This is a genomic window from Burkholderia sp. AU16482 (genome assembly GCF_002223285.1).
Classification (GTDB): domain Bacteria; phylum Pseudomonadota; class Gammaproteobacteria; order Burkholderiales; family Burkholderiaceae; genus Burkholderia; species Burkholderia semiarida.
In genome coordinates, this window is sequence record NZ_NKEY01000001.1 from 82,629 (window position 1) to 105,194 (window position 22,566).

The window sequence follows — 22,566 nt, forward strand, 5'->3', positions numbered from 1 at the left end:
ACGATTTTCGACAATTTGGGTGGCATTAACGATATGGCAGCTAGCGAAGGCACGCGCGGTCCGGATCCGTCCGAGTACATTGCGCACCACTTGCAGAATTTCTCCACCTCGCATCAGACGTCGATTTTCGATATCCACGTCTGGAATCTCGACACGCTGTTCTGGTCGATCGTATGCGGCATCGTGACGATCGTCCTGCTGCGTCTTGCCGCCCGCAAGGCGACCTCGGGCGTGCCGGGCCGCTTCCAGTGCGCGATCGAGATGCTCGTCGAAATGGTCGAAGACCAGTCGAAGGCCATCGTCCACGGCAATCGCACCTTCATCGCGCCGCTCGCCCTCACGGTGTTCGTGTGGGTCGCGCTGATGAACTCCCTCGACTTCCTCCCGGTCGACCTGCCGGGCCGCGTGATCGGCCTGCTCGGTCTGTCGGACGTGATTTCCCACCATCGCATCGTCCCGACGGCCGACCTGAACGGCACGCTCGGCATCGCGCTCGGCGTGTTCGTCCTGATGATCTACTACAGCATCAAGATCAAGGGCGCGGGCGGCTTTGTGCATGAGCTGCTGTCGGCCCCGTTCGGCGCCCACCCGCTGCTGTGGATCCCTAACCTCGCGCTCAACATCGTCGAATATCTCGCAAAGACCGTCTCCCTCGGTATGCGGCTGTTCGGCAACATGTACGCGGGTGAGCTGTTGTTCCTGTTGATCGCCCTGCTCGGCAGCATGTGGAGCTTCGGTGGCGACGCAACGTTCCTCGGCTTCGTTGGTCACGTGATCGCGGGTAGCGTCTGGGCAATCTTCCACATCCTGATTGTTCTGTTGCAGGCATTCATTTTCATGATGCTGACGCTGGTGTATCTCGGCCAGGCGCACGACAAGCACTAAGCGCGGCGTGCAACAAAGAGTCTTCGTTTTAGTTTTTTAAATCTCAGTTCCAAGTCTTTTCACAAAGGAGTGATCATGCAAGCTTACATCGCCAACATCCAGGGTCTGACCGCCATCGGTATCGGCATCATCATCGGCCTGGGTGCAATCGGCGCCTGTATCGGTATCGCGCTGATGGGTGGCAAGTACATCGAAGCCTGCGCACGTCAGCCGGAACTCATCAACCCGCTGCAAACGAAGATGTTCCTGCTGGCTGGTCTGATCGACGCTGCATTCCTGATCGGCGTGGGTGTCGCAATGCTGTTCGCGTTCGCGAACCCGCTCCTGTCGAAGCTCGCAGGCTAAGGTTCCTCGGAAATATGCGTCCGGCGTGAGCCGGCGCAGGGCGGAACGGAGACTTGGGGCGCTGATCGAATGCAACTCGATGAGCGCCTTACCGTTTCATTTTTCCGGAATAGCAGATAAGGAAACACCGTGAATCTCAACGCAACTCTGTTTGCGCAAATGGTCGTGTTCCTGGTCCTCGCGTGGTTCACGATGAAATTCGTGTGGCCGCCGTTGATCAACGCCCTCGACGAACGTTCGAAGAAGATCGCCGACGGCCTCGCCGCCGCGGAGAAGGGCAAGGCGGAACTCGACGCAGCGCACAAGCGCGTGGACCAGGAACTCGCGCAGGCCCGCAACGACGGCCAGCAGCGCATCGCCGACGCTGAGAAGCGTGCGCAGGCGGTCGCCGAGGAAATCAAGGCCAACGCCCAGGCTGAAGCCGCCCGCATCGTCGCCCAGGCGAAGGCGGAAGCAGAACAGCAAATCGTGAAGGCGCGCGAAGCGCTGCGTGGCGAAGTCGCCGCGCTGGCCGTGAAGGGCGCCGAGCAGATCCTGAAGCGCGAAGTCGATCAAACGGCCCACGCCCAACTGCTGAATCAACTGAAAGCCGAGCTCTGATCATGGCCGAACTTGCAACCATCGCCCGCCCTTACGCAGAAGCGCTGTTCCGCGTGGCCGAGGGCGGTGACATCGCCGCCTGGTCCACGCTCGTGCAAGAGCTGGCCCAGGTTGCGCGTCTGCCGGAAGTGCTGTCGGTCGCGTCGAGCCCGAAGGTGACGCGCACGCAAGTAGCCGAGCTGCTGCTTGCTGCGGTGAAGTCGCCGCTCGCGGCCGGCGCCGAAGCGAAGAACTTCGTGCAGATGCTGGTCGACAATCATCGCATCGCGCTGCTGCCGGAAATTGCCGAGCAGTTCGAGGCGCTCAAGAACGAACGTGAAGGCGCAGCCGACGCCGAGATCGTGAGCGCGTTCCCGCTGAACGGCGCGGATCTCGACAGTCTCGTCTCGGGCCTCGAACGCAAGTTCAAGCGCAAGCTGAAACCGACGGTCGAAGTCGATTCGTCGCTGATCGGCGGCGTGCGCGTGACGGTCGGCGACGAAGTGCTCGACACCTCGGTTCGCGCGCGCCTCGCATCGATGCAGGCTGCCTTGACCGCCTGAGCGCCACGCCGGCACGCAACAGAATTGACTATCAGGAGCGAATAATGCAACTCAATCCCTCTGAGATCAGCGAGCTGATCAAGAGCCGGATCCAGGGCCTTGAAGCGAGCGCAGACGTTCGCAACCAGGGCACCGTGATCTCCGTGACCGACGGTATCGTGCGTATCCACGGCCTGTCGGACGTGATGCAGGGCGAAATGCTCGAGTTTCCGGGCAACACGTTCGGTCTCGCGCTGAACCTCGAGCGCGACTCGGTCGGCGCGGTGATTCTCGGCGAATACGAACACATCTCGGAAGGCGACATCGTCAAGACGACGGGCCGCATTCTCGAAGTCCCGGTCGGCCCGGAACTCGTCGGCCGCGTGGTCGACGCGCTCGGCAACCCGATCGACGGCAAGGGTCCGGTCAACGCGAAGCTGACCGACGCGATCGAAAAGATCGCCCCGGGCGTGATCTGGCGCAAGTCGGTGTCGCAGCCGGTGCAGACGGGCATCAAGTCGATCGACGCGATGGTGCCGATCGGCCGTGGCCAGCGTGAGCTGATCATCGGCGACCGTCAGTGCGGCAAGACCGCGGTGGCGCTCGACGCGATCATCAACCAGAAGGGCAAGGACCTGATCTGTATCTACGTCGCGATCGGCCAGAAGGCTTCGTCGATCATGAACGTGGTGCGCAAGCTCGAGGAAACGGGCGCGCTGGAATACACGATCGTCGTCGCCGCTTCGGCGTCGGATTCGGCCGCGATGCAGTACCTGGCACCGTACGCCGGCTGCACGATGGGCGAATACTTCCGCGACCGCGGCCAAGACGCGCTGATCATCTATGACGACTTGACCAAGCAGGCCTGGGCATACCGTCAGATCTCGCTGCTGCTGCGCCGCCCGCCGGGCCGTGAAGCGTACCCGGGCGACGTGTTCTATCTGCACTCGCGTCTGCTCGAGCGTGCGGCTCGCGTGTCGGAAGAGTACGTCGAGAAGTTCACGAACGGCGAAGTGAAGGGCAAGAGCGGCTCGCTGACGGCACTGCCGGTCATCGAAACGCAGGCAGGCGACGTGACCGCGTTCGTTCCGACGAACGTGATCTCGATTACCGACGGCCAGATCTTCCTGGAAACCGACCTGTTCAACGCAGGCATCCGCCCGGCAATCAACGCCGGCGTGTCGGTGTCGCGCGTCGGCGGCGCCGCTCAGACGAAGGTCGTGAAGAAGCTGTCGGGCGGTATCCGTACCGACCTCGCGCAGTACCGTGAACTGGCTGCATTCGCGCAGTTCGCATCGGACCTCGACGAAGCGACCCGCAAGCAGCTCGAGCGCGGCCGCCGCGTGACGGAACTGCTGAAGCAGCCGCAGTACCAGCCGCTGCAGGTCTGGGAACTGGCCGTGTCGCTGTACGCCGCGAACAACGGCTACCTCGACGATCTCGACGTCAAGCAAGTGCTGCCGTTCGAGAAGGGCCTGCGCGACAACCTGAAGACCAGCCACGCTGACCTCATCAAGCGTATCGAAGACACCAAGGATCTCTCGAAGGACGACGAAGGCGCGCTGCGCGCGGCGATCGAAGCCTTCAAGAAGTCCGGTGCCTATTGATCCGCGAGTGACACACGGAGGCCGCGTGGGTGCTGATGCGCCCGCGCCGCTTCGGTGAGCGATGCATGAGCCCCGAGTAAAGCGCTAAAGCGCTAATTCGGGGCGCAAAGGAGCAAGCTATGGCTGGAATGAAGGAAATTCGCGGCAAGATCAAGAGCGTGCAGAACACGCGCAAGATCACGAAGGCGATGGAGATGGTGGCTGCATCGAAGATGCGTCGCGCGCAGGAACGCATGCGCGCCGCTCGTCCGTATGCGGACAAGGTCCGTGCCATCGCCGCGCACATGAGCCGTGCGAACCCGGAGTACCGCCACCCGTTCATGGTGGCGAACGACGGCGCGCAGACGGCCGGCATCATCCTCGTCACGACGGACAAGGGTCTGTGCGGTGGTCTGAACACCAACGTGCTGCGTGCGACGGTGCAGAAGTTCAAGGAGCTGGAAGAGAAGGGCCAGAAGGTCGAAGCCACCGCGATCGGCGGCAAGGGCCTCGGGTTCCTGAACCGCTTCGGCGCGAAGGTGATGTCGCAGGTCGTGCACCTCGGCGACACCCCGCACCTGGACAAGCTGATCGGCGCCGTGAAGACGCAGCTCGATCTGTACTCGGAAGGCAAGCTGTCGGCGGTTTATATCGCTTACACGCGCTTCGTCAACACGATGAAGCAGGAAGCCGTGATCGAGCAGCTGCTGCCGCTGTCGTCGGAACACTTCGAAGCCGATGACGGTACGCCGGCGACGTCGTGGGATTACATCTACGAGCCGGACGCGCAGGCAGTCGTCGACGAACTGCTCGTGCGTTACGTCGAGGCGCTGGTGTACCAGGCCGTCGCGGAAAACATGGCGTCCGAGCAATCGGCGCGCATGGTCGCGATGAAGGCCGCGTCCGACAACGCGAAGACGGTGATCAGCGAACTGCAGCTCGTATACAACAAGAGCCGTCAGGCCGCGATCACGAAAGAACTGTCGGAGATCGTCGGCGGCGCAGCCGCTGTTTAAGCGCGCGCCCGGGACGACAACTGCGCCTTTGCGCGAGTAAAGAATCAGGTATTTAAAGGAAAAGCGATGAGTACTGCTGCTTTGGTAGAAGGCAAGATCGTACAGTGCATCGGCGCCGTTATCGACGTGGAATTCCCGCGCGACAGCATGCCGAAGATCTACGACGCGCTCATTCTCGATGGCTCGGAACTGACGCTCGAAGTCCAGCAGCAGCTGGGTGACGGCGTGGTCCGTACCATTTGTCTGGGTGCATCCGACGGCCTGCGCCGCGGCCTGACCGTGAAGAACACGGCGAAGCCGATCTCGGTGCCGGTCGGCAAGCCGACCCTCGGTCGTATCATGGACGTGCTCGGCCGTCCGATCGACGAAGCCGGCCCGATCGAAAGCGAAACGACGCGTTCGATCCACCAGAAGGCACCGGCGTTCGACGAACTGTCGCCGTCGACCGAACTGCTCGAAACGGGTATCAAGGTCATCGACCTGATCTGCCCGTTCGCGAAGGGCGGCAAGGTTGGCCTGTTCGGCGGTGCAGGCGTGGGCAAGACCGTCAACATGATGGAGCTCATCAACAACATCGCGAAGGAACACGGCGGTTACTCCGTGTTCGCGGGCGTGGGCGAGCGGACCCGTGAAGGGAACGACTTCTACCACGAAATGAAGGACTCGAACGTTCTCGACAAGGTCGCGCTGGTGTACGGCCAGATGAACGAGCCGCCGGGCAACCGTCTGCGCGTCGCGCTGACCGGCCTGACGATGGCCGAGCACTTCCGTGACGAAGGCCTCGACGTGCTGTTCTTCGTCGACAACATCTACCGTTTCACGCTGGCCGGTACCGAAGTGTCGGCACTGCTCGGCCGTATGCCGTCGGCAGTGGGCTATCAGCCGACGCTGGCTGAAGAAATGGGCAAGCTGCAAGAGCGCATCACGTCGACCAAGAAGGGCTCGATTACGTCGGTTCAGGCCGTGTACGTCCCTGCGGACGACTTGACCGACCCGTCGCCGGCGACCACCTTCGGCCACCTGGACGCAACCGTCGTTCTGTCGCGTGACATCGCTTCGCTGGGTATCTACCCGGCGGTCGACCCGCTCGACTCGACGTCGCGCCAGATCGACCCGAACGTGATCGGTGAAGAGCACTACTCGATCACCCGTCGCGTTCAGCAGACGCTGCAGCGCTACAAGGAACTGCGCGACATCATCGCGATTCTGGGCATGGACGAACTGTCGCCGGAAGACAAGCTGTCGGTCGCACGTGCGCGCAAGATCCAGCGTTTCCTGTCGCAGCCGTTCCACGTCGCTGAAGTGTTCACGGGCTCGCCGGGCAAGTACGTGCCGCTGAAGGAAACGATCCGTGGCTTCAAGATGATCGTCGACGGCGAGTGCGACCACCTGCCGGAACAGGCGTTCTACATGGTCGGCACGATCGACGAAGCCTTCGAAAAGGCCAAGAAGATCTCGTAAGGGTTCGAGTGAGTCGCACGGCGCGTGCTAGTCGGGATTAACAGTCGGACTGATAATCCCGGCGGGTCGCGCCGACCGCAATACGCTCAATCCGCCGTGCATGGGATCGGCGCAGGCGCGCAAGTGCCCGCTCCGATCGACAGGAGTCGATATGGCAACCATCAAAGTAGACGTCGTCAGCGCGGAAGAGCAGATCTTCTCGGGCGAGGCGAAATTCGTCGCGCTGCCGGGCGAAACGGGTGAGCTGGGTATTCTGCCGGGCCACACGCCGCTGATCACCCGGATTCGTCCGGGTGCGGTGCGCATCGAAGTCGAGGGCGGCAACGACGAATTCGTGTTCGTCGCGGGCGGCATTCTCGAAGTGCAGCCGGGCGCCGTGACGGTGCTCGCCGATACCGCGATCCGCGGCAAGGACCTCGACGCGGCGAAAGCCGAGGAAGCGCGCAAGCGTGCCGAGGAAACGCTGCAGAACGCGAAGTCGGATCTCGACCTCGCGAAAGCGCAATCCGAGCTCGCGACCGCGATGGCGCAGCTCGAGGCGATCCAGCGTCTGGCGAAGATTCGCAGCCGGCACTGAGCCGCGCCGCGTATCCCGCGAAAGAAAGCAGCCTTCGGGCTGCTTTTTTTTCGCCCGCGGTTTCGCCCGCGTTCCGTTCGCGCTTCGCCCGCATTTCGTCGGAGTTTTGCGGGTCCGATCATTCCGTCCGGTCGTGCTATTTCAACCGCCCGTCGCGATTCGATGTCAAAGTATCGTCAGCGGAGCGCGGCATCATCCGCGGTGAGGCCCGCCGTCGCGATCGTTGCGGCGAAGGCGCGCGCAGCAGGCGCGCGCGGGCCGATCAGACAAGAACGGACGGAGACATCGATGGCAGCAGACCTTGGCAAGGGGGCGCTGATCGCGCCCGAGAACGGCTTGTCGTACGTGCGCGGCGCGACCGACGTGCCGCTATCCGACGCGACGATCGGCCGGTTTCTGCTCGACACGGCTGGCCGCTTTCCCGACCGTCCGGCCGTCGTGTTCCGCGAGCAGCAGGTGCGCTGGACCTGGCGCGCGTTCGCGAACGAGGTCGACGTGCTGGCAGCGGGCCTCGCCGCGCTCGGGATCGTGAAGGGTGACTGCGTCGGCATCTGGTCGCCGAACCGCAGCGAATGGCTGCTCACGCAGTTCGCGACCGCGCGGATCGGCGCGGTGCTCGTCAACATCAACCCGGCCTACCGGCTGTCGGAACTCGAATACGCGCTGAACAAGGTCGGCTGCAAGGCCGTGATCGCGGCCGAGCGCTTCAAGAGCTCCGCGTACGTCGAGATGCTGCAGACCCTCGCGCCGGAGCTCGCGACCGCGACGCCGGGCGACCTGCACGCGGCGCGCGTGCCGAGCCTGCGCACGATCGTGTCGATGGGCGACGTGGCGCCGGCCGGCATGTTCCGCTTCGCGGACGTGATGGCGCGCGGCCGCCAGGCCGTCGATCCCGCGCTGCTCGACGCGCTCGGCGCAACGCTCTCGGCCAGCGATCCGATCAACATCCAGTTCACGAGCGGCACGACCGGCAGCCCGAAGGGCGCGACGCTCACGCACCGCAACGTCGTCAACAATGCGCGCTCGATCGCGATGGCGATGCGCTTCACCGAACAGGATTCGCTCTGCATCCCCGTGCCGCTCTATCACTGCTTCGGGATGGTGCTGGCCGTGCTCGCCTGCGTGTCGACGGGCGCCGCGATGGTATTCCCCGGCGAGGCGTTCGACCCGGTCGCGACGCTCGCGGCGGTGGCCGAGGAACGCTGCACCGCGCTGCACGGCGTGCCGACGATGTTCATCGCGGAGCTCGACCATCCGGAGTTCGCCAGATTCGACCTGTCGACACTGCGCACCGGGATCATGGCCGGCTCGCCGTGCCCGATCGAGACGATGAAGCGCGTCGTGTCGCAGATGCATCTGTCGGAGATCACGATTGCGTACGGAATGACGGAAACGAGCCCGGTGTCGTTCCAGAGCTCGACCGACGATCCGCTCGAGAAGCGCACGACGACGGTCGGCCGCATCCAGCCGCATCTCGAAGTGAAGATCGTCGATGTGGCCGGCGACATCGTGCCGGTCGGCGCGACGGGCGAGCTGTGCACGAAGGGCTATTCGGTGATGCTCGGCTATTGGGACGACGACGCGAAGACGCGCGAGGTGCTGGTCGACGGCTGGATGCACACGGGCGACCTCGCGACGCTCGATGCGGACGGCTACTGCAACATCGTCGGCCGTCTGAAGGACATGGTGATTCGCGGCGGCGAGAACGTCTATCCGCGCGAGATCGAGGAATTCCTGTTTCGACATCCGAAGATCCAGAGCGCGCAGGTATTCGGCGTGCCCGATGCGAAGTACGGCGAGGAGCTGTGCGCGTGGATCGTGCTGCGCGCCGACGAGCAGATGACCGAGGATGACGTGCGTGCCTTCTGCCAAGGCCAGATCGCGCACTACAAGATTCCGCGCTATATCCGCTTCGTCGACGAACTGCCGATGACGGTGACGGGCAAGGTGCAGAAATTCGTGATGCGCGAGCGGATGATCGAGGAGCTGAAGCTCGACGTGCAGAAGACGGCTTGAAGCGGGGCGGTGCGGGAAAAACGGGGCGGCCTGCGGGTCGCCCTGTGCAGGTCGCTGCGTTTTCGATGGACGAAAAAAAGCGGGCTTATTAGCCCGCTAAAAACCACACGCTACGGGGTTAGCGCGAGGAGACCAAAGATGAAACCGGATCCGGCGGGGGCCGGAAACGACTCCAACAGGGATGCCCCTCGGAAGGGCTTCGGTACGTGACCGACTGGCTCGCAGCGCTTCGCGTCCGCTCACACTTGGCACACGAGACCGCATCCGTGTTGAAACCGTTGAGGCCCATTGTGGGCGAATTAACGACCCGTCGCGGTAACAAAGTGTTTCAGGTTGTAACGCCCGCCAGATAAGGCTTTCCGGGATTTTTTGCTGTTTTCGGGCTCCTGAAAAAGGTCATTTTTACCCATATTTTCCGCCGCGTTTTCGAGGTATGCGCGCGATGCGTTTTTCACACGTATCGGGCGCGATGAATTGCCGATTTTCACGCGAGAAAGTGCACGGCACGATCGATACCGCGCATGACGATTCATTCGTCAGAAAGATTTTGAAACGTGATCGGGACGCGTGGAAGTCGGCCATTCGGCCAATTTGGCGGGTCGCGCGCCGCGCATGGGCGCGGCGGCGCGACGCGAAGGTGTAACGGCGACGCATGCCGGCGGCCGACGCAGGCGGGATTTCCGCACTTGGCGGCCGCAGCGGGCGGTGCCCGTCATCGGCCGCCGGTTGCACGCGCGCTTACTTCAGCCACTTGTCCGACAGCGCCTGATATTCACCGGTGGACAGCGCGAGATGCAGCCACTGGTCGACGTATTGCTGGAACACGACGTCGCCGCGCGGCACCATGTACGCCTTCTCGCCGAACTGGAACGGCTTGTCCGGATGCACCGAGCAGAGGCCCGGATTCAGCTTTTGCTGCAGCAGCGTCTCCGACGCATCCGTCACCATCACGTCGGCCTTGCCCGCGAGGATCTGCTTGAAGATCGTCACGTTGTCCGGATAGACGGTCAGGTTCGCGTGCGTGAAGAACTGCTTCGCGAAGCGCTCGTTGGTGCCGCCCGGATTCACGATTACGCGCGTCTCGGGCCGGTCGATCTGCGCGACGCTCTGGTACTTGTCGGCATCCGCGCAGCGCACGATCGGCGTCTTGCCGTCGACCACGTACGGCTGCGTGAAGAACACGCGCTTCTGACGCTCGAGCGTGGTCGACACGCCGCCCACCGCGATGTCGCACTTCGCGATGAAGTCTTGGGTGAGGTTCGGCCAGCTCGTCTTCACGTAATCGGCCTTCACGCCGAGCGATTTCGCGAGCGATTCGGCCATGTCGATGTCGATGCCCTCGAAGCGGCCGTCCGCGCGGTAGTACGAATACGGCTTGTAGTCGCCCGTCGTGCATACGCGCAGCGTGCCGCGCGCCAGCACCTCGTCGAGCCGCGAGCCGGTGCCCGGCGCGCTCGTGGCGGCGCCGGCGGCAGTTTGCGCGTGTGCGGCGGTGCAGCACAGCAACGCGGCCGCCGCCAGCGTGGCGAATGTCTTCATCGTCTCCTCCTTCGTTCGATTCGATATGAGCGTCCGATCATAACGGAGCCATCGCGCGCGTCATATGGCCGCCATTGCATCGGCCTGCGCGGTCCGACCGCGGCTGTCCGGTAAAATGCCGCTTTGCCTTCGCATCGTCGCTCCTACCGTGGCCCATAACCTGCTCAACGACACCTTCCTGCGTGCGCTTCTGCGCGAGCCGACCGACTACACGCCGATCTGGCTGATGCGCCAGGCCGGCCGCTACCTGCCTGAATACAACGCGACGCGCGCGCGTGCCGGCAGCTTTCTCGGGCTGGCCAAAAACCCCGACTACGCGACCGAGGTGACGCTGCAGCCGCTCGAGCGCTTCCCGCTCGACGCCGCGATCCTGTTCTCGGACATCCTGACGATTCCCGACGCGATGGGCCTCGGCCTCGACTTCCAGGCCGGCGAAGGGCCGAAGTTCGCGCATCCGGTGCGCACCGAGGCCGACGTCGCGAAGCTCGCGGTGCCGGACATCGACGAGACGCTCGGCTACGTGACGGGCGCCGTGCGCGAGATCCGCCGCGCGCTCACCGACGGCCAGGGCCGCCAGCGCGTGCCGCTGATCGGCTTCTCGGGCAGCCCGTGGACGCTCGCGTGCTACATGGTCGAAGGCGGCGGCTCGGACGATTTCCGCACGGTGAAGTCGATGGCGTATTCGCGCCCCGACCTGATGCACCGGATCCTCGACGTGAACGCGCAGGCGGTGGCCGCGTACCTGAACGCGCAGATCGAAGCGGGCGCGCAGGCCGTGATGATCTTCGATACGTGGGGCGGCGCGCTGGCCGACGGCGCGTACCAGCGCTTCTCGCTCGACTATATCCGCCGCGTGGTGTCGCAGCTCAAGCGCGAGCACGATGGCGAGCGCGTGCCGGTGATCACGTTCACGAAGGGCGGCGGGTTGTGGCTCGAGGAGATCGCGGCGACCGGCGTCGACGCGGTCGGGCTCGACTGGACGGTCAACCTCGGCGCCGCGCGCGAGCGCGTCGCGGGGCGCGTGGCGCTGCAGGGCAACCTCGACCCGACGATCCTGTTCGCGCCACCGGCCGCGGTGCGCGAACAGGCGCGCGCGGTGCTCGACAGCTACGGCAACCATCCGGGCCACGTGTTCAACCTGGGGCACGGCATCTCGCAATTCACGTCGCCCGATCACGTCGCCGAACTCGTCGACGAAGTGCATACCCACAGCCGCGCGATCCGTAGCCGAGCGGCGGGCTGAACGCAAGCGCCGCCATGCTGCGTTGCGGGATGACGGTGTTTCGTTTTTGAAACTAAACAGGACGCAACCCCGCTCCCGTTGCCGATTCGATGCTTGTCAAGACTTGACTTATACACATTTTCCACGTTGCAGCGCGGTAGAGCCCCGTATCGGTCAATTTGTCTCGCTATGGTTGGGTAATTTGAATAGCAGCCTTATGGAATAAGGCTTCGCGGCACACGGCCGGAAGCGGCGGAAAACAGCGAAAAGCACGGCCCTGCGCGCGTTGCGGCTGTTGAGCGGCGAGTTCTCAACAAAGTTATCCACAGGCTGGGCAGGGTATACGGCGATTCCTAATGCGAATCCAAAACTTAGCGCCGAATCTGAAGTTTTACTTTAAGTTCGCCGTCGCGATGCGGGCGCGGGTGCACGTCGTCCGTCCCCTGCGTGTCGCCGCTGCGGGAGCGTGTCGATGAGCGGCACCTACCTGCGCGTGGCGCTCGACCATCCGCTCGCCACCCTGTTCGACTACCGCTGCGACGTGCAGCCCGCGCCCGTGCCCGGCACGCTGGTGCAGGTGCCGTTCGGCAAGCGGCAGGCCGTCGGGCTCGTCTGCGAAGTCACCACTCACACCGATGTGCCGCCATCGCGGCTGCGCGCGGTCGATGCGATCTGTGCCGACCTGCCGCCGCTGTCGGCGGACTGGCTCGCGCTCGTGTCGTTCGCCGCCGACTACTATCAGCGCGGGCGTGGCGAGGTCGCGTTGCCGGCGCTGCCGCAGGCGCTGCGCGACGCCGGGCGCTGGGGGCGGCTGCTCGCGCCGGAAGTGCGCTACCGGCCGACCGAAGCCGGCCGCGCGGCGCTGCCCGATGCGTTGCCCGCGCGCGGCGCCGCGCTGCGCCGGCTCGCGCAGGCGCTGGTCGACACCGGCTCGCTGACGCTGCCCGACGCGCGCGCGCTGCATCCGAAGGCGGCCGCGACGCTCGACGACTGGGCGGCGCGCGGCTGGGTCGACGTCGAGGAGATCGGCTGGGCCGATGTGCCTGTGGTCAACCCTGTGGATAACCTGTCGACAAGCAGTGGACGGGCTGTGCCGCCGGCGTTGACGGACCAGCAGGCCGAGGCGCTCGACGCGATCCGCGCGGCGCGGGGCTTCGCGCCGTTCCTGCTGCACGGCGTGACGGGCAGCGGCAAGACCGAGGTGTACCTGCACGCGCTCGCGTCGCTGCTCGACGCGCGGCCGGATGCGCAGGCGCTCGTGCTCGTGCCCGAAATCAACCTGACGCCGCAATTCGAGGCCGCGTTTCGCGCGCGCTTCGCGGGCGCGCTCGCCGACGACGCGATCGTCACGCTGCACAGCGGGCTTGCCGAAGGCGAGCGCGCGCGCAACTGGCTCGCCGCGCACACGGGCCGCGCGCGGATCGTGCTCGGCACGCGCCTCGCGGTGCTCGCGTCGATGCCGACGCTCGCGCTGATCGTCGTCGACGAGGAACACGAGCCCGCGTACAAGCAGCAGGAAGGGCTGCGCTATTCGGCGCGCGACCTGGCCGTGTGGCGCGCGAAGCACCTCGGCATCACCGTCGTGCTCGGCTCGGCCACGCCGTCGCTCGAAAGCTGGTGGCAGGCCGAGCAGGGGCGCTACACGCGGCTCACGCTGTCGCGCCGCGCGGTGGCCGACGCGACGCTGCCGACCGTGCGGCTGATCGATCTCGAAGAGGAGCGGCGGCGCGGGCGTGCGTCGATGGGCGGGCTGTCGGGGCCGCTCGTCGCGGCGCTGAAGGCGCGGCTCGAACGCGGCGAACAGAGCCTCGTGTTCCTGAACCGGCGCGGTTACGCGCCGCAGCTCGCGTGCGACGCATGCGGCTGGGTGGCCGGCTGCCCGCGCTGCAGCGCGTACGTCGTGCTGCACAAGCCCGAGCACGCGCTGCGCTGCCATCACTGCGGCTGGGAAGCGCGCATTCCGCGGTCGTGCCCCGAGTGCGGGAACGTCGACATCGCGCCGCTCGGGCGCGGCACGCAGCGCATCGAGGAGACGCTCGCCGAAGCCGTGCCGGGCGCGCGGATCCTGCGGATCGACGCGGACAGCACGCGCCGCAAGGGCAGCGCGCAGGCGCTCTTTTCCGACGTGCACGCGGGCGAGGTCGACATCCTGGTCGGCACGCAGATGATCGCGAAGGGGCACGACTTCCAGCGCGTGTCGCTCGTCGGCGTGCTCAACGCCGATACCGCGCTGTTCTCGCACGACTTCCGCGCGAGCGAGCGGCTGTTCGCGCAACTGATGCAGGTGAGCGGCCGCGCGGGGCGCGCCGGGCTGTCGGGCGAAGTGATGGTGCAGACGCGCTACCCGCGTCACGCGCTGTACCACGCGCTCGGGCGGCAGGACTACGTGGGCTTCGCGAATTCGACGCTCGGCGAGCGCCGCGACGCGCACCTGCCGCCGTTCGTCTACCAGGCGCTGCTGCGCGCCGAAGGGCGCACGCTCGATGCGGCGCTCGCGTTCCTGCTGCAGGCCGCGGCTGCGTTGCCGGGGCTGCCGGGCGCGGATCGCGTGACCGTGTACGACGCGGTGCCGATGACGATCGTGAAGGTCGCGAACGTCCATCGCGCGCAGCTGCTGCTCGAAAGCGCGTCGCGGGCGGCGCTGCAGCATGCGCTGCGCGCCTGGCAGCCGGAACTGCGCGCGCTGAAGGGTGTGCTGCGGTGGAGCGTCGAGGTCGATCCGCTGGATATCTGAGCGACGCGCCGCGCGACCATCGCGCGACGCGGTGTCCGATACCCCAAGCGTGGGCCGCGCGGCGCCGCCCCGAACGTCTCCAGCGCGTGCCCAACGCGTGCCCAACGCGTGCCCAACGCGGGCGCCACGGCACGTCACCTCATCCAGTGCAACCTGCTTTCGGCCGCTTTCGCACATGCCGAAGGTTGCACACGCGTGCCGAACCGGCCCGATCAGGGAAAATACCGATCCCCGGACCACGGGCAACCCCTAGGTTGCAACCGCATAAGTGGCTGATTATATTGACTAACTTATGGGTGCAACCCATCTCTTTATTTGGTTGCACCTTTTTATTGCGTGCCGTAGGATTTCGCGCATCCTCTTACACCACACTGCCGGGCTCGCACCGGCGCACGAACCCACCATGGCAAGCACGACTCTCGGCGTCAAGGTCGACGACCTTCTTCGCTCGCGCCTCAAGGACGCCGCCGCGCGTCTCGAGCGCACTCCCCACTGGCTGATCAAGCAGGCGATCTTCGCGTATCTGGAGCGGATCGAGCACGGCCAGTTGCCGCCCGAGCTGTCGGGCCACAGCGGCGTGACGGAGCTCGCCGACGGTCAGTCCGCGGACGGCGACGACGACAATTCGCCGCATCCGTTCCTCGAGTTCGCGCAGAACGTGCAGCCGCAATCGGTGCTGCGCGCGGCGATCACGGCCGCGTACCGCCGCCCGGAACCGGAGTGCGTGCCGTTCCTGCTCGGCCAGGCGCGCTTGCCCGCGAACCTGCAGGCGGACGTGCAGACGCTCGCGACGAAGCTGGTCGAGGCGCTGCGCGAGAAAAGCTCGGGCGGCGGCGTCGAAGGGCTGATCCACGAGTTCTCGCTGTCGAGCCAGGAAGGCGTCGCGCTGATGTGCCTCGCCGAAGCGCTGCTGCGCATTCCCGATCGCGCGACGCGCGACGCGCTGATCCGCGACAAGATCAGCAAGGGCGACTGGCGCTCGCACGTCGGCCACGCGCCGTCGCTGTTCGTGAACGCGGCCACCTGGGGGCTGATGATCACCGGCAAGCTCGTGACGACCAACAGCGAAGCGGGGCTGTCGTCGGCGCTCACGCGCCTGATCGGCCGCGGCGGCGAGCCGCTGATCCGCAAGGGCGTCGACATGGCGATGCGCCTGATGGGCGAGCAGTTCGTCACCGGCGAGACGATTTCCGAAGCGCTCGCGAACAGCCGCAAGTACGAAGCGCGCGGCTTCCGCTACTCGTACGACATGCTCGGCGAAGCGGCGACGACCGAAGAGGACGCGCAGCGCTACTACGCGTCGTACGAACAGGCGATCCACGCGATCGGCAAGGCGGCCGGCGGCCGCGGCATCTACGAAGGCCCGGGCATCTCGATCAAGCTGTCGGCGCTGCACGCGCGCTACTCGCGCTCGCAGCAGGACCGCACGATGAGCGAGCTGCTGCCGCGCGTGCGCGCGCTCGCGCTGCTCGCGCGCCGCTACGACATCGGCCTGAACATCGACGCGGAAGAAGCCGACCGGCTCGAACTGTCGCTCGACCTGCTCGAGGCGCTGTGCTTCGATCCGGAGCTCGCGGGCTGGAACGGCATCGGCTTCGTCGTGCAGGGCTACCAGAAGCGCTGCCCGTTCGTGATCGACTACCTGATCGATCTCGCGCGCCGCAGCCGCCACCGCCTGATGATCCGCCTCGTGAAGGGCGCGTACTGGGATACCGAAATCAAGCGCGCGCAGGTCGACGGCCTCGAAGGCTATCCGGTCTATACGCGCAAGATTTACACCGACGTGTCGTACCTCGCGTGCGCGAAGAAGCTGCTCGCGGCGCCCGACGCGGTCTACCCGCAGTTCGCGACGCACAACGCGTACACGCTGGCCGCGATCTATCACCTGGCCGGCCAGAACTACTACCCGGGCCAGTACGAATTCCAGTGCCTGCACGGGATGGGCGAGCCGCTGTACGAGGAAGTCACGGGCCGCGACAAGCTGAACCGCCCGTGCCGCGTGTACGCGCCGGTCGGCACGCACGAGACGCTGCTCGCGTACCTGGTGCGCCGCCTGCTGGAAAACGGCGCGAACACGTCGTTCGTGAACCGCATCGCCGATAAAACGGTGTCGGTGAAGGAACTGGTCGCCGACCCGGTCGATGAAGCGTCGAAGGTCGTGCCGCTCGGCGCGCCGCACGCGAAGATCCCGCTGCCGCGCAACCTGTACGGCGACGAGCGTCCCAATTCGATGGGCCTCGACCTGTCGAACGAACACCGTCTCGCGTCGCTGTCGTCCGCGCTGCTCGCGAGCGCGCATCACCCGTGGCGCGCGGCGCCGATGCTCGCCGACGACGCGCTCGCCGACGCACCGGCGCGCGACGTGCGCAACCCGGCCGACCAGCGCGACGTGGTCGGCACGGTCAGCGAAGCGACGGCCGAACACGTGAGCGCGGCGCTCGCGCACGCGGTGGCCGCCGCGCCGATCTGGCAGGCGACGCCGGTCGATGCGCGCGCCGATTGCCTGGTGCGCGCGGCCGACCTGCTCGAAGCGCAGATGCACACGCTGATGGGCCTGATCGTGCGCGAAGCCGGCAAGTCGTTGCCGAACGCGATCGCCGAGATCCGCGAAGCGGTCGACTTCCTGCGCTACTACGCGGCGCAGATCCGCGGCGAATTCTCGAACGACACGCACCGTCCGCTCGGCCCCGTGGTCTGCATCAGCCCGTGGAACTTCCCGCTCGCGATCTTCATGGGCCAGGTGGCCGCGGCGCTCGCCGCCGGCAACACGGTGCTCGCGAAGCCGGCCGAACAGACGCCGCTGATCGCCGCGCAGGCCGTGCGGCTGCTGCGCGAGGCCGGCGTGCCGGCCGGCGCGGTGCAACTGCTGCCGGGCACCGGCGAGACCGTCGGCGCGGCGCTGGTCGCCGATCCGCGCACGCGGGCGGTGATGTTCACGGGCTCGACCGAAGTCGCGCGCCTGATCAACAAGACGCTCGCCGCGCGCCTCGACCCGGACGGCAAGCCGATTCCGCTGATCGCGGAGACGGGCGGTCAGAACGCGATGATCGTCGACTCGTCGGCGCTCGCGGAGCAGGTCGTCGCGGACGTGATGCAGTCGTCGTTCGACTCGGCCGGTCAACGGTGTTCGGCGCTGCGCGTTCTGTGTCTGCAGGACGACGTCGCGGACCGCACGCTGACGATGCTCAAGGGCGCGATGCACGAGCTGTCGCTCGGCAACCCCGACCGCCTGTCGACCGACGTCGGCCCGGTGATCGACGCCGAAGCGAAGCAGACGATCGACGCGCACGTCGCGGCGATGAAGGACAAGGGCCACGCGGTCACGCAACTGCCGATGCCGGACGCGTGCGCGCACGGCACCTTCGTGCCGCCGACGCTGATCGAGATCGGCAGCATCGACGAGCTCAAGCGTGAAGTGTTCGGCCCCGTGCTGCACGTGGTGCGCTACCGCCGCAGCCAGCTCGACAAGTTGCTCGAGCAGATCCGCGCGACGGGCTACGGGCTGACGCTCGGCATCCACACGCGGATCGACGAGACGATCGCGCACGTGATCTCGAATGCGCACGTGGGCAACATCTACGTGAACCGCAACGTGATCGGCGCGGTGGTCGGCGTGCAGCCGTTCGGCGGCGAAGGGCTGTCGGGCACGGGCCCGAAGGCCGGCGGCGCGCTGTACCTGCAGCGCCTGCTCGCGACGCGTCCGTCGGGCCTGCCGCGCTCGCTCGCGCAGTCGCTGGTGGCGGACGGCGCGACCGAAAGCGATGCGCGCGGCAACCCGGCGGCGGCGCTCGCGACGCTGCGCGACTGGCTGATCGAGCAGCGCGAGCCGGCGCTGGCCGCACGCTGCGACGGCTACCTCGCACAGGTTCCGGCCGGCGCGACCGCCGTGCTGAGCGGGCCGACGGGCGAGCGAAACACGTATACACTCGGCCCGCGCGGCACGGTGCTGTGTGTCGCGGCGACGCCGGGCGGCGCGCGTGCGCAGTTCGCGGCGGTGCTGGCGACGGGCAACCGCGCGCTGTTCGCCGGCGCGGCGGGCGAGGCGCTGGCGGCCGCGCTGCCGGCGTCGCTGAAGGCGCACGCGGCCGTGCGCAAGCAGGCCGACGCGCCGTTCGACGCGGTGCTGTTCGAGGGCGACAGCGACGAGCTGCAGACGCTCGTGAAGGACGTCGCGCAGCGGCCGGGCCCGATCGTGTCGGTGCAGGGCGTGTCGGCGGGCGCGTTCGAGAACGGCGATGCGGAAGACTACGCGCTCGAACGGCTCCTGACGGAGCGCTCGGTGAGCGTGAATACGGCCGCGGCGGGCGGCAATGCGAATTTGATGACGATCGGCTGATCATCCTTGCCGTTCGGATCAAACAAAGGAAGCGGCAAGGCGATCCCGAAGCTGCTTCATTTACCCTGGTACCAAGGAGATGCTATGCAACACACGATGAAAAAGGTGGCAGGCGCGACGTTCGTCGCGGTCATGTCGCTGGCGGGGACGGCCCATGCGGATGACGTGAAGATCGGTTACGCAGGGCCGATGACGGGCGCGCAGGCGCACTACGGCAAGGATATGCAGAACGGGATCGTGCTCGCGCTGGAAGACTTCAACGCGACGAACCCGAAGATCGGCGGCAAGCCGGTGAAGTTCGTGCTGAGCACGCAGGACGACCAGGCTGACCCGCGCACGGGCACGACGGTCGCGCAGAAGCTGGTCGACGACGGCATCAAGGGCATGCTCGGCCACTTCAACTCGGGCACGACGATTCCCGCCTCGCGCATCTACGCGAACGCGGGCATTCCGGAAATCGCGATGGCGACGGCGCCGGAATACACGCAGCAAGGCTACAAGACGACCTTCCGCATGATGACGTCCGACACGCAGCAGGGCTCGGTGGCCGGCGCGTTCGCATCGAAGGATCTCGGCATGAAGAAGATCGCGATCGTCGACGACCGCACGGCCTACGGCCAGGGTCTCGCCGACCAGTTCGAGAAGGCCGCGAAAGCCGGCGGCGCGACGATCGTCGACCGTGAATTCACGAACGACAAGGCTGTCGACTTCAAGGCGATTCTGACGAAGCTGAAGGCGGCGAAGCCGGACCTCGTCTACTACGGCGGCGCGGATTCGCAGGCAGCGCCGATGGTCAAGCAGATGAAGGCGCTCGGCATCACGGCCCCGCTGATGAGCGGCGAAATGGTGAAGACGCCGACGTTCCTGAAGATCGCGGGCAACGCGGCCGAAGGCACGATCGCGTCGCTGGCCGGGCTGCCGCTGGAAGAAATGCCGGGCGGCAAGGCTTACGCCGACAAGTACAAGAAGCGTTTCGGCGAAGACGTGCAGACCTACTCGCCGTACGCGTACGACGGCGCGATGGCGATGCTGAACGCGATGAAGAAGGCCGATTCGACCGATCCGGCGAAGTACCTGCCGGTGCTTGCGAAGACCGACATGGCCGGCGTCACGTCGACGCACGTCGCGTACGACGCGAAGGGCGACCTGAAGAACGGCGGCATCACGATGTACAAGGTCGAGAAGGGCGACTGGAAGCCGCTGAAGAGCATCGGCGGGAAGTAAGCAGCTCGATGTGATGTGACGCGCGGGCGGCGTTGCAACGCGTCGTCCCGTGCCTCATGCGAAAAAGCCACCGGGCCGTTGGGTCCGGTGGCTTTTTCTTTGGTGGCCCACGGCCGGCAGGGCATAGGGATCTTGCAGGCCGCGGTGCAGCAGGATCGCCGCATGCGTACGTCCATACCGCGTCGCCGTGATCGGCGGCATTGTGACGCTACTTGCCGTCGCAGCACTTGTTAGGGCAATCGGGCAGGAAGGAAATTTCCACACGCCGCCCATTGTCCACGTCGCGCTGCGAATAGACGCTGGTACTCTTGTTGATGGTCCCGCGTAAAAAACCGAGTTGCTCCAACAGCGCATACGCGGTTTGCAATCTCGATTGCGCAAGGGCCAGTGCTGCCGGTTCACTTTCCTCGGCATGGCCGCTGATCAGTGTCGTTTCCTTGGTTAGGTGATTTGCATAATTGAGTTTTTGATCGGCTACCCATTTTGCAATGCGAACGATCTCCGAATTCGATATGTACGAGCTGTCTCTCGAAAAATAGATGTCGAAGTTCTCGCTGGCGATGCATGCGAATGCCGGATTGGAGGTGAGAAGGCTTAGACAGACAATAAACTTAAGCATTGTAAATGACGTACCCTGCAATGCTGTCGGCATTGTTGATTGCTTGATTCGGATTTTCGGCTCCAAACGTCAGACACTCCTCCATGAAATATCTGTGATCCTTGGTTCCCATTGTGTCGTTGAAATGACTAACCTCATGAATCAGAGTGGAAACTACGGAATCTTTTTCCCATGAGAAATCTCGCATTGTACAAAAGTCGGGATGTATTGCAATCGTATGAGTTGCGGTATCCGGCGAACACACTGAGGCCGCGACTCCTGATTTGTTCGGATTTGGAACGCACCCAATATGTTTGAATCGCTCGCTATCCCATCGCGTGAAATTGTATCCTGTGAGTGTCTTTAGTACGCGGACGATTGCGTTCAGGCCTATTAATAGGGTTGCGCGGGTACCTTCGTCAGTTCTACCGAACCACTGTAATACGCGTGCCTTGTCAGCGTTGGACCAACGTTGCAAATCCTTGATTCTTTTTTCGACGAGAGAAACGGCCCGATCGCGTTTACTCAATACCATTTCCCGAAATTCCTTGTTTGTCATGTTATGACATATTTTTTCGGTATTGATCGTTACTTCCACCATCGACCCAGGATTGGTATTGGTGACTGCACCTGAGTGCACGAGGAACCATTCTCCGCCGTCATTCATATCGAAATTCTTCATTGCCTCAATGTTCCGTTGTATAGATTTTCAGAGTTGCCGAGGCATCGGTGGCGATTCGATGCGTTTGCCCGGCCGCGTCCGTGGTGCCCGTGAAAATCTGCCCGGTGTCGGTAACGATTCGGTAGCGGATGCTCGCGAGCGGGCGGCGGTAGCCATCGAGCAAGGTGAATTGCTCGTCGTGTACGACAGCCGACCGAGCAAATGACCGCTTGGTTGCATCCGGTTGGCGCCCAGTCAGCGTCGCTGCCTCTCCCGCAGTAAAAGTCATCCGCATGCCGCGCTCAGCGTAGAAGACCGGCGGTGGGTTGCATCCGCAGACATTGATATCGCCGCTCAATGCCCACTGTTTGCCGTTTGGGCCGGTACCGGGCCGACGCGGCCCTTGCGGTGCGATGTACCCTTCACGCTTGCAGGCCGAACAGTAGGTCTTCATATCGAGCGTGGCGATATGAACCCTCGGCGGCGGATTGGAACAAGTCACGGTGTCGAGGCCTTCGACAATCACCGCCTCCCCGGCGCGGTCGCCTTTAGCAAGAAAGTAGCGGATCATCGGCGCTACCTCAGCGGGGCATAGATGAGCAGGTGACGACGCTGAATACAACGGACGACGCTACGCCTTGTCGCTCGGGACTATCGGTGATCGTGTCGCCGTTATCGAGTTCGCTGCCAACGAATGCGAGCGGCGCGAAGCCGGGCCCGTCGGCCAGACCCAGACCGGTCGTGACGCGCGCGGTTGAACCGTCCGGATAGTGGATCAGGTCGCCCACCGTGGCAGCTTTGCCCAAGTGCGGCGCTACTTCCCATGTGCTGGACGGCTCGCGCAATGCACCGCCGCGCGCTGTTGTCGCGCCACGTACCGCCAGTCTGTAGGTGGGCGGCGCGGGTGGAGGCACATAGGTCGGATCGAACAGGCCCGCAACGCTTTGCCCATCCCGCACGTGAATGCCCCATGAGGTGCGCAGCGTTTCGGTAATGCGGTCACCGTTGCTCAACCGGCTGCCGACCAGCGCGAACGGCTTGCCTCCGCTATGGTTGTTTCCCGCGCCGTCGATAATCGAGGCTTCGCTGCCGTCGTCATAGGCCACTACGTCGCCGACGCAGGCGACTTCCAATCCAGCCAGGGTCAGGCCACTGGTTGCGGTGGTGATGCGTCCACCGCGTTCCGTGAGTGCGCCAACGGTGGCGAAAAGATGGGTCGGTGCTTTGGGTTCGTTTTTCATCCGG

18 protein-coding genes are annotated in these 22,566 nt (G+C 65.0%); 13 read left to right on the top strand and 5 right to left on the bottom strand.

All coding sequences use genetic code 11. The features are described from left to right. Positions 1-33: 33 nt before the first annotated feature. From atpB to CFB35_RS00465, 9 genes are all read left to right on the top strand, one after another. Complete coding sequence (atpB, locus tag CFB35_RS00425; RefSeq protein WP_012492242.1) at positions 34-885, top strand: F0F1 ATP synthase subunit A; 852 nt, start codon at positions 34-36, stop codon at positions 883-885. 75 nt (positions 886-960) lie between these two features. After that, positions 961-1,230, top strand: coding sequence for a F0F1 ATP synthase subunit C (gene atpE, locus CFB35_RS00430; RefSeq protein ID WP_006482730.1), 270 nt, complete (start codon positions 961-963; stop codon positions 1,228-1,230). A 129-nt stretch (positions 1,231-1,359) separates the two neighbouring features. Continuing rightward, complete coding sequence (locus CFB35_RS00435) at positions 1,360-1,830, top strand: F0F1 ATP synthase subunit B (protein WP_006477283.1); 471 nt, start codon at positions 1,360-1,362, stop codon at positions 1,828-1,830. A gap of 2 nt (positions 1,831-1,832) precedes the next feature. Then, positions 1,833-2,372: a F0F1 ATP synthase subunit delta gene (locus CFB35_RS00440; protein WP_034188172.1), complete on the top strand. Its 540-nt coding sequence runs from the start codon at positions 1,833-1,835 to the stop codon at positions 2,370-2,372. Between the two features lie 44 nt (positions 2,373-2,416). Then, on the top strand, positions 2,417-3,958 hold the full coding sequence (gene atpA / locus CFB35_RS00445) for a F0F1 ATP synthase subunit alpha (protein WP_059580508.1): 1,542 nt from the start codon (positions 2,417-2,419) through the stop codon (positions 3,956-3,958). 119 nt (positions 3,959-4,077) lie between these two features. Further along, positions 4,078-4,953, top strand: a complete 876-nt coding sequence (gene atpG, locus CFB35_RS00450) for a F0F1 ATP synthase subunit gamma (protein WP_034209645.1) — start codon at positions 4,078-4,080, stop codon at positions 4,951-4,953. 66 nt (positions 4,954-5,019) lie between these two features. Beyond that, positions 5,020-6,414 carry a F0F1 ATP synthase subunit beta gene (gene atpD, locus CFB35_RS00455; protein ID WP_011350527.1) on the top strand — a complete coding sequence of 465 codons (1,395 nt, stop codon included), beginning with the start codon at positions 5,020-5,022 and terminating at the stop codon, positions 6,412-6,414. A 151-nt stretch (positions 6,415-6,565) separates the two neighbouring features. Continuing rightward, positions 6,566-6,991, top strand: coding sequence for a F0F1 ATP synthase subunit epsilon (locus CFB35_RS00460; protein WP_006477288.1), 426 nt, complete (start codon positions 6,566-6,568; stop codon positions 6,989-6,991). A 288-nt stretch (positions 6,992-7,279) separates the two neighbouring features. Continuing rightward, complete coding sequence (locus CFB35_RS00465) at positions 7,280-9,007, top strand: AMP-binding protein (RefSeq protein WP_089464483.1); 1,728 nt, start codon at positions 7,280-7,282, stop codon at positions 9,005-9,007. A gap of 738 nt (positions 9,008-9,745) precedes the next feature. On the opposite strand, the gene CFB35_RS00480 is transcribed toward CFB35_RS00465, so the two are convergent. After that, on the bottom strand, positions 9,746-10,546 hold the full coding sequence (locus CFB35_RS00480) for a transporter substrate-binding domain-containing protein (RefSeq protein WP_089464426.1): 801 nt from the start codon (positions 10,544-10,546) through the stop codon (positions 9,746-9,748). 148 nt (positions 10,547-10,694) lie between these two features. Between CFB35_RS00480 and hemE the strand changes: the two genes are divergently transcribed. The 4 genes from hemE to CFB35_RS00500 all read left to right on the top strand — a co-directional run bounded on the left by hemE (position 10,695) and on the right by CFB35_RS00500 (position 20,062). Beyond that, positions 10,695-11,789 carry a uroporphyrinogen decarboxylase gene (gene hemE, locus CFB35_RS00485; RefSeq protein WP_059580517.1) on the top strand — a complete coding sequence of 365 codons (1,095 nt, stop codon included), beginning with the start codon at positions 10,695-10,697 and terminating at the stop codon, positions 11,787-11,789. 451 nt (positions 11,790-12,240) lie between these two features. Beyond that, the gene (locus CFB35_RS00490; RefSeq protein WP_089464427.1) at positions 12,241-14,502 is read left to right on the top strand and encodes a primosomal protein N'; all 2,262 of its coding nucleotides are present in this window, start codon (positions 12,241-12,243) and stop codon (positions 14,500-14,502) included. A 403-nt stretch (positions 14,503-14,905) separates the two neighbouring features. Then, positions 14,906-18,838 (top strand): trifunctional transcriptional regulator/proline dehydrogenase/L-glutamate gamma-semialdehyde dehydrogenase, encoded by a 3,933-nt coding sequence (putA, locus tag CFB35_RS00495; RefSeq protein ID WP_060310235.1) that lies wholly within the window; start codon positions 14,906-14,908, stop codon positions 18,836-18,838. Between the two features lie 84 nt (positions 18,839-18,922). Continuing rightward, the gene (locus tag CFB35_RS00500; protein ID WP_089464428.1) at positions 18,923-20,062 is read left to right on the top strand and encodes a branched-chain amino acid ABC transporter substrate-binding protein; all 1,140 of its coding nucleotides are present in this window, start codon (positions 18,923-18,925) and stop codon (positions 20,060-20,062) included. A 208-nt stretch (positions 20,063-20,270) separates the two neighbouring features. Here CFB35_RS00500 and CFB35_RS00505 read toward each other — a convergent pair whose 3' ends face one another. Genes CFB35_RS00505 through CFB35_RS00520 form a run of 4 tightly spaced genes read right to left on the bottom strand, consistent with a single transcriptional unit; the run spans position 20,271 to position 22,562 of the window. Then, positions 20,271-20,681 (bottom strand): hypothetical protein, encoded by a 411-nt coding sequence (locus CFB35_RS00505; RefSeq protein ID WP_089464429.1) that lies wholly within the window; start codon positions 20,679-20,681, stop codon positions 20,271-20,273. Continuing rightward, a complete protein-coding gene (locus CFB35_RS00510) occupies positions 20,674-21,342 on the bottom strand; it encodes a M35 family metallo-endopeptidase (protein WP_089464430.1) in 669 nt (222 codons plus the stop codon). Before CFB35_RS00510 ends, CFB35_RS00505 begins: the two co-directional genes overlap by 8 nt. A 4-nt stretch (positions 21,343-21,346) precedes the next feature. Then, positions 21,347-21,892 (bottom strand): hypothetical protein, encoded by a 546-nt coding sequence (locus CFB35_RS00515; RefSeq protein ID WP_089464431.1) that lies wholly within the window; start codon positions 21,890-21,892, stop codon positions 21,347-21,349. Between the two features lie 10 nt (positions 21,893-21,902). Then, positions 21,903-22,562, bottom strand: a complete 660-nt coding sequence (locus CFB35_RS00520; protein WP_089464432.1) for a PAAR domain-containing protein — start codon at positions 22,560-22,562, stop codon at positions 21,903-21,905. Positions 22,563-22,566: the final 4 nt, after the last annotated feature.

Excerpts from the sequence above, each read along its gene's own strand:
- CFB35_RS00510 (WP_089464430.1), bottom strand. The coding sequence starts at position 21,342 with ATGAAGAATTTCGATATGAATGACGGCGGAGAATGGTTCCTCGTGCAC.
- CFB35_RS00490 (WP_089464427.1), top strand. The coding sequence starts at position 12,241 with ATGAGCGGCACCTACCTGCGCGTGGCGCTCGACCATCCGCTCGCCACC.
- putA (WP_060310235.1), top strand. The coding sequence starts at position 14,906 with ATGGCAAGCACGACTCTCGGCGTCAAGGTCGACGACCTTCTTCGCTCG.
- CFB35_RS00520 (WP_089464432.1), bottom strand. The coding sequence starts at position 22,562 with ATGAAAAACGAACCCAAAGCACCGACCCATCTTTTCGCCACCGTTGGC.
- atpA (WP_059580508.1), top strand. The coding sequence starts at position 2,417 with ATGCAACTCAATCCCTCTGAGATCAGCGAGCTGATCAAGAGCCGGATC.
- atpB (WP_012492242.1), top strand. The coding sequence starts at position 34 with ATGGCAGCTAGCGAAGGCACGCGCGGTCCGGATCCGTCCGAGTACATT.
- CFB35_RS00480 (WP_089464426.1), bottom strand. The coding sequence starts at position 10,546 with ATGAAGACATTCGCCACGCTGGCGGCGGCCGCGTTGCTGTGCTGCACC.
- CFB35_RS00440 (WP_034188172.1), top strand. The coding sequence starts at position 1,833 with ATGGCCGAACTTGCAACCATCGCCCGCCCTTACGCAGAAGCGCTGTTC.
- CFB35_RS00515 (WP_089464431.1), bottom strand. The coding sequence starts at position 21,892 with ATGATCCGCTACTTTCTTGCTAAAGGCGACCGCGCCGGGGAGGCGGTG.
- atpE (WP_006482730.1), top strand. The coding sequence starts at position 961 with ATGCAAGCTTACATCGCCAACATCCAGGGTCTGACCGCCATCGGTATC.
- CFB35_RS00505 (WP_089464429.1), bottom strand. The coding sequence starts at position 20,681 with ATGCTTAAGTTTATTGTCTGTCTAAGCCTTCTCACCTCCAATCCGGCA.
- atpG (WP_034209645.1), top strand. The coding sequence starts at position 4,078 with ATGGCTGGAATGAAGGAAATTCGCGGCAAGATCAAGAGCGTGCAGAAC.
- CFB35_RS00460 (WP_006477288.1), top strand. The coding sequence starts at position 6,566 with ATGGCAACCATCAAAGTAGACGTCGTCAGCGCGGAAGAGCAGATCTTC.
- CFB35_RS00500 (WP_089464428.1), top strand. The coding sequence starts at position 18,923 with ATGCAACACACGATGAAAAAGGTGGCAGGCGCGACGTTCGTCGCGGTC.
- atpD (WP_011350527.1), top strand. The coding sequence starts at position 5,020 with ATGAGTACTGCTGCTTTGGTAGAAGGCAAGATCGTACAGTGCATCGGC.
- CFB35_RS00465 (WP_089464483.1), top strand. The coding sequence starts at position 7,280 with ATGGCAGCAGACCTTGGCAAGGGGGCGCTGATCGCGCCCGAGAACGGC.